The 13,036-nt window shown below is 66.1% G+C and carries 14 protein-coding genes; 9 read left to right on the plus strand and 5 right to left on the minus strand.

Features of this window, described 5'->3' with window-relative positions:
- Positions 1–40 precede the first annotated feature (40 nt).
- From M9955_04155 to M9955_04175, 5 genes are all read left to right on the plus strand, one after another.
- Positions 41–1,048: an ABC transporter permease gene (locus M9955_04155; GenBank protein MCO5080835.1), complete on the plus strand. Its 1,008-nt coding sequence runs from the start codon at positions 41–43 to the stop codon at positions 1,046–1,048.
- On the plus strand, positions 1,041–1,892 hold the full coding sequence (locus tag M9955_04160) for an ABC transporter permease (protein MCO5080836.1): 852 nt from the start codon (positions 1,041–1,043) through the stop codon (positions 1,890–1,892). The genes M9955_04155 and M9955_04160 overlap by 8 nt, the downstream gene beginning before the upstream one ends.
- Positions 1,893–2,100: 208 nt before the next feature.
- Positions 2,101–2,979 carry an ABC transporter ATP-binding protein gene (locus tag M9955_04165; GenBank protein MCO5080837.1) on the plus strand — a complete coding sequence of 293 codons (879 nt, stop codon included), beginning with the start codon at positions 2,101–2,103 and terminating at the stop codon, positions 2,977–2,979.
- On the plus strand, positions 2,972–3,805 hold the full coding sequence (locus M9955_04170; protein ID MCO5080838.1) for an ATP-binding cassette domain-containing protein: 834 nt from the start codon (positions 2,972–2,974) through the stop codon (positions 3,803–3,805). The genes M9955_04165 and M9955_04170 overlap by 8 nt, the downstream gene beginning before the upstream one ends.
- A gap of 88 nt (positions 3,806–3,893) precedes the next feature.
- Positions 3,894–4,484 carry a VOC family protein gene (locus tag M9955_04175; protein MCO5080839.1) on the plus strand — a complete coding sequence of 197 codons (591 nt, stop codon included), beginning with the start codon at positions 3,894–3,896 and terminating at the stop codon, positions 4,482–4,484.
- A gap of 1 nt (position 4,485) precedes the next feature.
- Here the strand turns inward: M9955_04175 and M9955_04180 are convergent, their stop codons facing one another.
- From M9955_04180 to M9955_04200, 5 genes are read right to left on the minus strand one after another with little or no spacing between them, the layout of a single operon-like run.
- Entirely contained in the window at positions 4,486–5,952 is a 1,467-nt protein-coding gene (locus M9955_04180; GenBank protein MCO5080840.1) for an aldo/keto reductase, read from the minus strand.
- Entirely contained in the window at positions 5,936–6,952 is a 1,017-nt protein-coding gene (locus tag M9955_04185) for a branched-chain amino acid ABC transporter permease (GenBank protein MCO5080841.1), read from the minus strand. Before M9955_04185 ends, M9955_04180 begins: the two co-directional genes overlap by 17 nt.
- On the minus strand, positions 6,949–7,860 hold the full coding sequence (locus M9955_04190) for a branched-chain amino acid ABC transporter permease (GenBank protein ID MCO5080842.1): 912 nt from the start codon (positions 7,858–7,860) through the stop codon (positions 6,949–6,951). The genes M9955_04185 and M9955_04190 overlap by 4 nt, the downstream gene beginning before the upstream one ends.
- Entirely contained in the window at positions 7,857–8,606 is a 750-nt protein-coding gene (locus tag M9955_04195) for an ABC transporter ATP-binding protein (protein MCO5080843.1), read from the minus strand. The genes M9955_04190 and M9955_04195 overlap by 4 nt, the downstream gene beginning before the upstream one ends.
- Positions 8,603–9,403: an ABC transporter ATP-binding protein gene (locus M9955_04200; protein ID MCO5080844.1), complete on the minus strand. Its 801-nt coding sequence runs from the start codon at positions 9,401–9,403 to the stop codon at positions 8,603–8,605. Before M9955_04200 ends, M9955_04195 begins: the two co-directional genes overlap by 4 nt.
- 169 nt (positions 9,404–9,572) lie before the next feature.
- Between M9955_04200 and M9955_04205 the strand changes: the two genes are divergently transcribed.
- From M9955_04205 to M9955_04220, 4 genes are all read left to right on the plus strand, one after another.
- Positions 9,573–10,289, plus strand: a complete 717-nt coding sequence (locus M9955_04205) for a GntR family transcriptional regulator (protein ID MCO5080845.1) — start codon at positions 9,573–9,575, stop codon at positions 10,287–10,289.
- Positions 10,282–10,629, plus strand: a complete 348-nt coding sequence (locus tag M9955_04210) for a TIGR04076 family protein (GenBank protein MCO5080846.1) — start codon at positions 10,282–10,284, stop codon at positions 10,627–10,629. Before M9955_04205 ends, M9955_04210 begins: the two co-directional genes overlap by 8 nt.
- Before the next feature lies 1 nt (position 10,630).
- The gene (locus M9955_04215) at positions 10,631–11,680 is read left to right on the plus strand and encodes an aldo/keto reductase (GenBank protein ID MCO5080847.1); all 1,050 of its coding nucleotides are present in this window, start codon (positions 10,631–10,633) and stop codon (positions 11,678–11,680) included.
- A 71-nt stretch (positions 11,681–11,751) separates the two neighbouring features.
- Positions 11,752–13,017 carry an ABC transporter substrate-binding protein gene (locus tag M9955_04220; GenBank protein ID MCO5080848.1) on the plus strand — a complete coding sequence of 422 codons (1,266 nt, stop codon included), beginning with the start codon at positions 11,752–11,754 and terminating at the stop codon, positions 13,015–13,017.
- Positions 13,018–13,036: the final 19 nt, after the last annotated feature.

Raw genomic sequence — 13,036 nt, forward strand, 5'->3', positions numbered from 1 at the left:
CGGCGCCGCACCGGAAACCGCACTGTAGGCAGCTGCCCGGATGATCCTCCAGCGCTTCCTGATCCGCCTTCTCACCATGATCGTCACGCTGCTCGGCGTGTCGGTGGTGGTGTTCGTCATTATCCGCGTGGCGCCGGGCGACCCGATCGCCATGATGCTGCCGCCCGGCGCGACGCAGGCGGACATCGACCGCCTGCGCGCGCTTTACGGCTTGGACAAGTCGCTCGTCGAACAGTATTTCATCTGGCTTTCCGGCGTGCTGCGGGGTGATTTCGGCACCTCGATCTCGCTGCGACAGGATGTGCTCGGCCTCGTTCTCGGCCGCCTGCCAGCGACGCTCGAACTCTCCGTCGCAGCACTTCTTCTCGCCATCCTCATCGGCGTCCCGCTCGCCATTCTCGGCGCGCGCGAACAAGGCACGGTGGTCGAGGCGGGCATCGACGTGGCCAACGGCGCGGCGCTCTCCATCCCCGATTTCCTGTGGGGACTGGTGCTGATCCTGCTGTTCGGCGTGCTCGCCCCGATCTTCCACATATCCGGCCGCGTCTCGCCGCAGCTCGACCTGCCCTTCGCCACGCAGTTCTATCTTCTGGAAAGCATTCTGAGGCTGCGCCTCGACCTGACAGCGGACATAGTCAGCCACATGTTCATGCCCGCGCTGGCGCTGGCGCTGCCGCTCGCCGCCATAATTTCGCAGCTCCTGAAGATCTCGCTGAAGGAGGTGATGACGCTCGACTATGTGACGCTGGCGCGCGTGAAAGGTTTTTCGGAGACGCAGGTGATCCTGCGCGAGGCGTTGAAGAACGCGGCTCTGCCGACGCTGACGCTGATCGGCGTACAGTTCACCTTCCTCATCGGCGGCACGGTGATCGTCGAGCGCCTGTTCTCCTACGAGGGGCTCGGCAACATGGCGATCGACGCGGTGATCAACCGCGACCTGCCGCTGATCCAAGGCATCGTGCTGGTCTTCGCGCTTCTTTTCGTGCTCATCAACCTCGCCGTCGACATGACGTACGCGCTGCTCAATCCAAGGCTGCGCCATGGCTGACGCGACACGCGCTTCGTCCCGTCGCTCCGATGCGCGCCTCTGGCTGGCCGGCGGCTGGCTGCTTGTCGCGATGCTAGCCGCCATCTTCGCGCCGCTGGTCGCCCCGCAGGACCCGCTGGCGCAGGATCTCATGTTCGAGCGCCTGCCGCCCTTCTGGATGAGAGGGGCGGAACCCGGTTTCTGGCTCGGCACCGACAGCCTCGGCCGCGACCTCCTCTCGCGCATCATCTACGGCGGACGCGTCGCCTTCATCGTCGCCTTCGCGGCTGCCTTCGCCGCCTGCATCGTCGGCTCCGCCCTCGGCCTCGTCGCCGGCTATTTCGGCGGCTGGGCGGACCGCATCATCTCCCGCGTCGTCGACATCTGGATGGCGTTTCCGCCGGTGCTTTTCGCCATCCTGCTTGTCGCCGTCTTCGGCACCGGCCTCGGCTCCGTCATCATCGCCATCGCCGTCATCGACTGGACGCGCTTCTGCCGCGTGGTGCGCGCCGAAGCGATGAGCCAGGCGCGCATGGACTATGTCGAAAGCGCCCGCATCGCCGGATTCGGCCGCGTCGGCATCATGTTGCGCGAGGTGCTGCCGAACGTGCTGCCGACCATCGTCGCGCTGTTGTCCCTCGAAATGGGTATCGCGGTGATCGTCGAGGCGATCCTCTCCTTCGTCAACCTGTCCATCTCGACGGACGATCCGACCTGGGGCGGCATCATCGCCGAGGGCCGCCTTTCCATTCATCAGGCGTGGTGGGTACTGGTCTTCCCGCTGGTGACGCTTTTCCTCACGGTGCTTTCGTTCAGCCAATTCGGCGAAGGACTGAAGGCGCGTTTCGATCCGGTGCTGCGATAATGGATCGCTCGTTCCAGCACATACCCCCACCCCTAACCCCTCCCCACAAGGGGGAGGGGAACCTAGTCGTGGCTTTGCCAAACACCAAACTGGGAGGGTTTTGCTCGGCATCTCGGCCACAGAATCCCCCTCCCCCTTGTGGGGAGGGGTTAGGGGTGGGGGTAAGGGCGAAGGCCAACGCATATAGAGCCGCTCTGGGTGGTTATTCATGACCCCCACGCTCGAAATCTCCAATCTCAGCGCCACGCTGCCGAACGGCGTGCGCGTGCTGCGTTCCGTATCGCTTGCCGTCCAGCCCGGCGAGGTGCGGGCGTTGGTGGGCGAAAGCGGCGCGGGAAAAAGCATGATCGGCAAGGCCGTGCTCGGCGTGCTTCCGTCCAGCGTGCGTGTCGCCGAGGGAACGATCCGGCTCGAAGGCACGGACCTCGGCAGCCTTGCGCTGAAAACCCGGCGGTCGCTGATCGGCGCGAAGACGGCTCTGATCCCGCAGGACCCTTTGACGGCGCTCAATCCGTCCCGCCGCATCGGCCCGCAGATGACGGACCGGCTCGTGCACATACTCGGCTGGGAGGCGAAGCGCGCCGACGTCCGCATCAGGCAGCTTCTGGACGAGGTCCATATCCGCGATCCCGAGCGCGTCATCCGTTCCTATCCGCACGAGCTTTCCGGCGGCATGCGCCAGCGCGTGCTGATCGCGGCCGCCTTCGCCGCCGAGCCCCGTCTGATCGTCGCCGATGAGCCGACGACGGCGCTCGATGTCACCGTCCAGAAGCAGATTCTCAGGCTGATCGCAGACATGCAGGCCAGGCACGGCACGGCGATCCTCTTCGTCACGCACGATCTCGGCGTCGTCGCCAAGATCAGCCAGCGCGTGTCCGTGCTCTATGCCGGCAAGATCGTGGAGGAGGCCGAGACGCCGGCGCTGTTCGCCGCGCCTCGCCATGCCTACACGCGCGCTCTGATGGCGGCGACGCCGCGCTACACCGATCCGCTGGCCTCGCTGCTGCCGGTGGACGATGCCGTTCTGACCGGTCTCGCCGCCGAGATCGCAGCGGCGGACGCCGCGTGGAGAGCGCCGCATGGCTGAGCCGCTGTTCAGGATCAGCGGCCTCATGGTCGCGCTCCCCGACATGGCGCGCAAGCCCGTGATCGGTCGCGCGCCATTGCTCGAGATCCTGAAGGGTCTCGACTTCGAGCTGCCGCGCAACGCGGTCACCGGCATCGTCGGCGAATCCGGTTCGGGCAAGTCGACGCTCGGTCGCGCGCTGGTGCGCCTCAACGAGCCAAGCGCCGGCAGCATCCTCTTCGACGGCCGCGACATCACGCATCTTTCCGAGGCGGAACTCAGGCCCTTGCGCCGCGACCTGCAGATGATCTTCCAGGACCCGATGTCCTCGCTCAACCCGCGCCAGACCATCGGTGCGATCATCGCGGCGCCGCTGAAGAATAACGGAATGGGCGACAACCTCTCCAGGCGCGTCTCCGATGCGCTGGACCGCGTCGGCCTGCCTCAAAGTTTCGCGAAACGCTACCGCCACGAACTGTCCGGCGGCCAACGGCAGCGCGTCGGCATCGCGCGGGCGCTGGCGCTCGAACCGAAATTCGTGCTGGCCGACGAAATCGTCTCGGGCCTCGACGTCTCCACGCAGGCGCAGATTCTGACGCTACTCGAAAAGCTGGCTGCGGAGATGGGCCTGACCGTGGCCTTTATCAGCCACGATCTTTCCGTCATTCGCCGGCTCTGCAGGCAGGTGATCGTGATGCGGAGCGGCGAGATCGTGGAGTCCGGCCCGACCGAGCGCATCTTCGCCGCGCCGCAAAGCGACTACACGCGCGAGCTCATCGCGGCGATACCACTGCCGGAGATCGATCCGGAATGGCTGCATCGCCGCACGGTCGTCGCGACCGGCTAGCGCAACCGACATGCTTCTCGCGCCGGAACCGCAGGCGGCCGGCGCGGCGGGCAACGAAGCCTGCACTGGGAGACGTGATATGAAAGCCATGCTTCGCAGCGCAATTTTCGCGACGACCGTTCTCGCCGGCGTGGTTCCGGCGCTGGCCGACCAGATTCCCGGCATGCGCGGGCACGACCATACGGGCGTGACGGTGCCGGACATGAAACAGGCCGTGGACTTCTTCACCGACGTCATCGGCTGCGAGAAAGCCATGTCCTTCGGCCCCTTCGCCGACGACAAGGGCACCTTTATGCAGGATGTGCTCGGCGTCGATCCGAAAGCCGTGATCGAGGAGATCACCATGATGCGCTGCGGCTTCGGCTCGAATGTGGAACTGTTCAAATACACTGCGCCTGACCAGAAGGACCTCCAGCCGAAGAACAGCGATATTGGCGGCTTCCACATCGCCTTCTATGTCGACGATGTCGCCGCGGCGAAGACCTATCTGGAGGGCAAGGGCGTGGCGACGCGCATGGGGCCGATCCCGGTTAGCGAGGGACCGGCGGCCGGCCAGAGCATCCTGTATTTCCAGGCGCCCTGGGGCCTGCAGTTCGAGGCGATCAGCTATCCGGACGGCATGGCCTATGAAAAGGACGCCAAAACGGTCCTGTGGAGCCCGAAAGACCCCGCCAGATAGGTCAGTCGGCGACGACCGCCTCGGCCTCGATCTCGACCTCGTAGTCGCCGATCAGGCCGCCGGCTGCGATCATCGTGTTGGCCGGCATGATCCCGCCGAAGACGCGGCCATGCGCGCGCGACACCGGCTCCCACTGGCCTGCGTCGCGCAGATAGATGCGCGTGCGCACGACATCCTCCGCTCTGCCGCCGAGCGCGGAGATCGAGGCAAGGATCTTGTCGAGAATGTAGGTCGCCTGCGCGCCGGCCTCGCCCGGCGCCACGCAGCGGTCACCGCCATGCGTCGCGGTCGTGCCGGACACGCGGATCGTGTCCTTGACCCGTACCGCGCGGCTGTAACCGGCGATCGGCTCCCAGACGCTGCCGGAGGAGACGCGGAGCCGATGAGGCGAGCCCGGCACCGGCTCGGCGACGAAGATCGACGGGATGGCGTCGAGATGGTGGCTGAGATCGCCGGACGCGGTGAGATAGGGCGGCCTGCGGTACTCGTCGCCGCAATCGCCGGGAATGGGCTTCGTCGTCGTGAACGCTGCTTCGAGAGCGGCGCGATCCTCGTCGTCCAGCGAAAAGCCGAAAACCTTCAGGTTGTCGTCGCGATGCTCGCTTTCGCCCAGCCGCGCGCCGATGATGGTCGCCGCCACGGCTTCATGTTCCAGCACCCAGCGGCTCGCCACGTTGGAAAGCGAAACGTCGTGCTTGGCCGCAATGCCCGCCGCTGCGCGCAGGATGCCCTGGAAGGCTTCCCACCCGCCGGCAACGTCGATGAAGCGCTTGTATTTCGACCGGCTCCAGTCGCCGATCTCGGCAGGCTCCGGCTTGTCGAGCCATTTTTCCGAGAGGAAGCCGCCGCAGAGCGTGCCGTAGGCCAGCAGCTTCACGCCCTTTTCCGCCGAGAGGCGCGACAGGTCGTGGGCCGCGCGGCGGTCGACCAGCGAGAACGACACCTGGTTGGTCGCGATCGGAATACCGTCGGCGATGGCGACACGCAGATGAGCGGCGTCGAAATTGGTGACGCCGAGCGCGCCGATCAGCCCTTCGTCCATCAGCCGCTTCATCTCGTGCAGCGCGTCGAGCCATGCCGGATGCTCGAAGGTCCACCAGTGGAACTGAAGCAGGTCGACCTTGTCGACGCCGAGCCGGTCCAGCCTTTCCTGCACGCCGCGGCGCACGATGTCGGCCGTCATCGGGCCCGGCTCGGGGCACCATTTCGTGAAGGCGACCGGCCGCCGCGCTTGGTGCCTGGATCGCGCCAGCAGGCGCCCGGTGATCAGTTCGGCGCTTCCGTAATGATCCGCCATGTCGAACGTGTCGAAGCCCGCCTTCGCATAGGCTTCGAGCGCATCCGCTCCGGCCTCCGGATCGAGCGTCGTGCCATCCTTCTCAAGGTCCGCCACCTGCCAGAGGCCGCAGACCAGTCGGCTGATATCGAGCCCCTTGCCGAGGGTGACGCGCTCAGGGATTGCGGACATCGGAAGCCTTTTCGTTTTCTTCGGTCAAGAGGCGTGCCGGCTCTCTGCCGAGCTTGCCGAGATGGCGCGAGACGACACGCTCCTCGCCCAGAATGCCGCGCGGCCTGAGAAGCAGGATGGCGCAGAGCGCGACGCCGATCATCACGATCTGGAGCGCGGCAGCGCGCGCCTGCTGGCCCGGCGGGAAGATGGCCGATACTGCGCCTGCCGACGCCGCCCAGATCCCCCAGACCAGAACCGCGCCGAGGATAGCGCCGCGATTGTTGCCGGAGCCACCGACGATCAGCATCGCCCAGACCTGGAAGGTGAGGATGGGCAGGTAGTTTTCCGGCGCGATGAAGCCGATGAAATGCGCCTGCGCGGCGCCCGCCAGCCCCATGATGCCGCCGCCCAGCGCAAAAGCCTGAAGCCGGAAGCGGGTGGCGTTCTTGCCGAGCGCCAATGCCGCCTGCTCGTCCTCCCGGATGGCGCGAAGCACCCGTCCCCACGGGCTACGCGCCAGCCTTTCGAGCAGCAGATAGGTCGCGGCGACGACGATGACGAGCACGCCGAGATTGAGCAGGCTGAAGGTCAGCGGCTCGCCGGCGAGTTCGGCGAAGGGGCGCGGGATGAAGCCGATGCCGAACGGCCCACCGGTCAGCGGCTCGAGATTGAGCGCGGCAAGCTGCACGACCACGGCCGCGCCGAAGGTGGCGATGGCGAGGTAATCGGCCCGCAAGCGGATCGTCAGCGCGCCGATCAGGAACGAGGCGATGCTGGCCATGACCGCGCCGCCTGCCCATCCGACGACGATCGGCAGGCTGAAGCCGCCAAAGCGCGCCGGATCGTCGGGCGTTGTCAGCAGGGCGGAGGTATAGGCGCCGATGGCGACGAAGCCGGCAACGCCGACATTGAAGAGGCCGGTCTGCCCCCACTGCACGTTGAGACCGAGCGCGATGATCGCATAGGTCAGCGCCATGGTCAGGAAGAAGGCGCCGTACGCGACGAGTTCGAGGCTCATTCGGCCCTCCCGAACAGCCCTTGCGGCCTGATGAGAAGCACCGCGACGAGGATGACGAAGGCCACCGCCGCGCGCCATTCGGCGCCGACGACCTGTACGGCGATCGCCTCCGACAGGCCGACGATCAGCCCGGCGAACATCGCGCCCGGAACGCTGCCGATGCCGCCAAGGATCGCGGCGGCGAAAAGCGGCAGCAGAAGATCGAAGCCCATCTGCGGCCGGATCTGCACGAGAAGGCCGGCGGTCACGCCGGCAACGGCAGCCAGCCCCGCGCCGAGCAGCCAGACGACTCGTATCACTTGACGGACCTCGATGCCGACGACGCCGGCAAGCTGCGGGTTCTCGCTGACGGCGCGCATCGAGCGGCCTATGGGCGTCCGCGTCAGCATGAGATGGACGGCGACGACCAGCACCGCCGCCACCGCCAGAGACAGAAGCTGGTCCGGCGTCGCCCGGAGGCCGCTGCCGAGCCGCATCGCGATCTGCAGCGCGCGGCTGTAATAGGTGGGATTGGAGGTGAAGATGAATTCGAGCAGGCTGCGCAGCGTCAATGCCGCGCCGAAGCTCGCCATGACAAGGATGATGATGGTCGCGCGCTGATGACGCAGGCGTCCGAACAGCAGCCAGTCGATGACGAGCGCCAACAGGCCGTTGAGCACGAAGGCGGCGACCGCCGCGATGGGCAGCGCCCAGCCAAAGGAGAACGGCCCCAATGGCGTCGTCAGCCCGCCGAACAGCGCGCCCAGCGCGCTGGCGGCCATCAACGCGAAATAGGCGCCGGACGAGATCAGTTCGCCGTGGGCGAAATTGGCGAAGCGCAGGATGGAATAGGTGAGCGTGATGCCGACGGCGCCGAGCCCGATCATCGAGCCGGCGATAAGGCCATCCATGATCGCCTGCGGATTCATGGATGGATGTCCTCGTCCTTGCGCGCGCCGAGATAGAGTTCGGCGATCAGCGGATCGTCCATCAGCCCGGCTGCCTTGCCTTCATGGCGCAGCCTGCCCTCCACGAGGATCACCGCGCGATCGGCGATGGCGAGCGCGGCCTTGACGTTCTGCTCGACCAGCACGACGGTCACGCCGGCCGCGTTGATGCCCTTCAGCCGCTCGAAGACTTCCGCGACGATCTTGGGCGAGAGGCCGGCGGACGGCTCGTCGAGGATCAGCACGGACGGCTCGACGATCAACGCCCGCGCCACGGCAAGCATCTGCCGCTGGCCGCCCGACAGCGCGCCGGCCCGCCGCGACGGCTTCACGCCAAGATCAGGGAACATGGTGTAGAGATCGGCGACGCGTATCGCCCGTTTCTCCCTGGGCAGGATCTGCGCCGCCAGCAGAAGATTGTCGTGGATCGATAGGGTGGCGAAGATGTTCTCGGTCTGCGGCACGAAGGCGAGGCCGTGCCGGACCTTTTCATGCGTCGGCACGGCGGTGACGTCGGCGCCTTCCAGCGCCACCGAGCCCGAATGGATCGGCACCAGCCCCGCGACGGCCTTGACGAAGGTGGACTTTCCGGCGCCGTTAGGCCCCAGCACGACGACCAGTTCGCCGCGCGTCACGGCGAGATCGACGCCGCGCACGATCGGCAGATCGCGCTCGTAGCCGGCGACCAGAGCGGACGTGGCGAGCGCGATGCCGGATGCTGCCGTCATCGATGTACCCCGCCCAGATAGGCGTCGATGACGGCGGGATCGCGGGCCACGTCGTCTGGCCTGCCTTCCGTGAGATGACGGCCGCCGGCCATGACGACGACGCGCCCGCAAAGCCGCGCCACCATGTCCATATTGTGCTCGATGAGCAGGATCGACCTACCCTGCGCGTTGAGTTCCAGGACACGATCGATGATGAGTTCGAGCAGCGTCGGATTGACGCCCGCCGCCGGCTCGTCCAGCAGGATCGCCTGCGGATCGGCCATCAGGATGCGAGCGAGTTCGAGCAGCTTGCGCTGCCCGCCGGAAAGCACGCGCGCCGGTTCGTGCTCCAGCCGCGACAGCGTGACGAAATCGAGCAGGCCCCGAGCCTTGTCCACGGCGGCGCGCTCCTCGGCGGCGACGCGCCCGGGCCGCAGCACATTCATCCAGATGCGCTCGCCGAGCTGATCCTGCCGGCCGGTCAGGACGTTTTCCAGCACGGTCATCTCGGCGAAAGGACGCGGAATCTGGAAAGTGCGCCCGACCCCCGACGCCAGCCGCCGGTCCGCACCCTCCCCGGTCACATCGCGGCCGGCGATCGAGATTGTGCCGCCTCTTGGCTTGAGGCTGCCGGCCAGCAAATTGAACATGGTCGTCTTGCCGGCGCCATTGGGACCGATCAGGCCGAGCATCTCGCCGCGCCTCAAGGCGACCGACATGCCGTCGACTGCCTTTAGACCGCCGAACACGCGAACGAGATCGCGGGCCTCGATCAGCGGCCCGGCATTCTCGGAATGCGTCGACTTCGTCGTCCGGATTTCAACCAACGCCGCACCAAAAGTTTGATGGGTGATGTTTGATCAAACTTTACAATACCGCATCACGCAAGTACAAATTTCGCCGAAGCCGAGGGTTTCGGCAAACTCTTGAACGGCAGCATGGCATGTCCGATCGGGAAACGAGCGTCGTGAATTGGAGCGTCTCGGCATGAGCCGGCAGGACGCGCTTTCCCCTGTCGGCCGCGAAACCCTGCATGATCGCGTCTATGCGGAACTACGGCGCTCCCTCATCCACGGCATGTTCGACGCTGGCGAGACGCTGCGCATCCAGGACATCGCCGACCGGCTTCAGACCAGCACCATGCCGGTGCGCGAGGCGTTTGGCCGGCTGGTTTCCGAGCAGGCGCTGGAAGCGCTTCCCAACCGCTCCGTGCGCGTGCCGGTCATCACCCGCGACAAGCTCGACGATCTGGCCCGCGCCCGCTGCCTGATCGAGGGCGAAATGGTCGCGCTGGCGCTTCCCAATCTCTCGGCCGAGGATTTCGGCCAGTTGCGGGCGCTCACCCGTGCCTGCGATGCCGCCTTCGACGGCGAGGAAAGCATGCGCGCCGGTCAGAGCTCGGAACTCAACCACGCCTTCCACTTCTATATCTATCGGGCGGCTGGCTCGCCGGTGCTGATTCCGGTCGTCGAAAGCCTGTGGCTCCAGTCCGGGCCGTATGTCCGGGCGGCGGCCCAGATCCATGACCAGAGCAGGGATCTCTCGGCGACGCACTACCACTGGCTGATGATCGAGGCGCTAGAACGCGGCGACCGCATCGGCGCAATGAAGGCGTTGAAGGACGACATAACGCGGTCTTTCGACCTTATTCGTGAGAGGCTGGACGATTCCGCGGAACCGACGAAGGCGGCGCGCTATGGCTGAGCAGGCGGACGATTCCTTCGAGCTCTACGACCTGCGTGTCGAGGCCGTCATCCCCGATGGCGCGAAGATCTATTGCGGGGCAAAGCCCGGCGACTATTTCGAGCTGCGCGGCGAGATGCTGCATCTGCCGCCCGGCCAGGGCATCTCGATCTATTCGCTGGCCGCCGCGCTGCCCCTGCTCGCGGCGAAACAGCGCCCGACGCACAGGAACGACTGGATGACGACGGACGCCGAAATCGCCTGTCCCGATCCGAATTGCGGTTCGCGGCTGAGGATCAGGCGGCTCGGCCTGCGCCGCTTCAGCCACGCCGAAACCACTGCGGTGCCTTTGGATGATTGAGATGCAACGCATCGACCTCGCTCCGGACTACGAGATTTCGCGGGTTATCCGCGGCGGCTGGCAGCTTGCCACGGGGCATGGCGACGTGAAGAGCGACGATCCTATCGCCGACATGGTGGCCTTCGCAGACGCCGGCATCACCACGTTCGACTGCGCCGACATCTACACCGGCGTCGAGGAATTGATCGGCCGCTTCCGCCTGCGCTACCGGGACTTGCGTGGCCACGCCGCGCTCGAACGGATCAAGGTTCACACGAAATTCGTTCCCGACCTCGATATCCTTCCGAAGATCACGAAGAAATACGTCGCCCGCGGCATCGACGAATCCCTGCGCCGGCTCAAGATCGAGCGGCTGGACCTCGTGCAGTTCCACTGGTGGGACTATGCCGCGCCGCGCTGGCTCGAGACGGCGCAGTGGCTCGAGGAACTCCGGCAGTCCGGCAAGATCCATAAGGTGAGCGGTACGAATTTCGACACCGACCACATGGTCGCGATGATCGATGCGGGCGTGCCGCTGACCACCATGCAGGTGCAGTATTCGCTGCTCGACGCCCGTCCCGCGAAACGCATGGTGGAGGAAGCCGGGAAGCATGACGTCTGGCTGCTCTGCTACGGCACCGTCGCCGGCGGCTTCCTCGGCGACAGATGGCTTGGCCGGCGCGAACCGGCAGGCGACTTCGAGAACCGGTCGCTGATAAAATACAAGCTGATCATCGACGACCTCGGCGGCTGGGACCTGTTCCAGTCGCTCCTGATCACGCTGCGCAAGATCGCCAGCGACCACGACACCGACATCGCCACCATCGCCAGCGCAGCCGTGCTGGCACGGCCTCGCGTCGCCGGCGTCATCGTCGGTGCGCGCGACCGCTCCCATCTGAACTCCAACCTCGCCATCGCCAGCGTCAGGCTGACCGAGGAAAACCACGCCGAGATCGCCAGGGCGCTGGCCGACGCGAAGCAACTCGACGGCGACGTCTATTCGCTGGAGCGCGACCGCGAGAACCGGCACGGCGCCATCATGAAATACAACCTCAACAAAGGAGCTGCCTGAGTGCCGCGCGGCGCTCGGGGAATATCACTCAAACCGGCCGCAATGACGGCTTTCACAACAGGGGAACGTCAATGAGACACATGCTTCTTGCCACCACGCTTCTTTCCACGCTCGGCGCCTTCGCGTTGCCTGCGGCGGCACAGAACTGCGACATCACCGTCGGCGTCGTCATGGAGCTGACGGGTCCCGCGGGCGCCTATGGCCAGGCCGGCGCCAAGTCGGTCGAGATGGCGTTCCGCGACTTCAACGAGGCCGGCGGCGTGGACGGCTGCAAGCTCGTCACCGACACGCGCGACAGCCAGAGCCAGGGCAACGTCGCCGTCGACCAGGCGACACAGCTCGTCAACATCAAGAAGGTGCCGGTCATCATCGGCGGCATCATCTCGTCGGTGTCGATCCCGATCCTGACTTCGGTCACTGCGCCGGCCGGCGTCGTCCAGGTGTCGCCCGCCTCCTCCTCGCCGACGCTCACCGCGCTCGGACGCGAGGGGAAGACCAACGGCGTCTTCTTCCGCACCATCACCTCGGATGCCTTGCAGGGTACAGCCGCCGCGAAATACGCGATCGACCAGGGATTGAAGAAGCTCGCCATCGTCCACGTCAACAACGACTTCGGCGTGAACATGGCGCGCGAATTCGCGGCGGCCTACGAGAAACTCGGCGGCACGATCACATCTACCACGCCTTACAACGAGAAACAGTCGAGCTACTCCGCCGAAGCCAGCGCCGCCATGACCGGCGAGCCCGAAGCGCTCTACCTCGTCAGCTATCCGGTCGACGGCGCAACGATCGCGCGCGCCTGGATCTCGGGCGGCGGCGCGGCGAAATTCCTTCTGAACGACGGCATGAACGCCGCGGAGTTCATCGATGCCGTCGGCGCGCAATACCTCAACGACGCGTTCGGCACCTCGTCGGGCACCGCCAAGACCGCCTCGACCGACTATTTCTACGGCAACTACGAAGCCTTCTCCGGCGGCATCAAGCCGGACGCGCCGGCCGCCGACCGCTCCTACGACGCGGGCGCCATCGTCGCGCTTGCCATAGCCAAGGCGGGCAAGGCGGACCCCGCCGCGATCAAGACGGCGATCCACGACGTCACGGCGGCCAATGGCGAGCCGATCCACGCCGGCAAGGACGAATTCGCCAAGGCGCTCGCCCTGATCAAGGAAGGCAAGCCCGTCAAATATGAAGGCGTCATCGGCCCGATCAGCTTCGACGAATATGGTGACATCACCGGCCCGTTCCGCCTGTGGCGCATCCAGGACGGCAAGGTGACCACGGTCGGCGAGATGAGCGCCGAGGAGGTCGAGAAGGTCAAGGCCGAGACCGCGAAGTAGGGCTGCCGGGGCGGCGAGA

Source organism: Rhizobiaceae bacterium, from assembly GCA_023953845.1.
Taxonomy (GTDB): Bacteria; Pseudomonadota; Alphaproteobacteria; order Rhizobiales; family Rhizobiaceae; genus Arvimicrobium.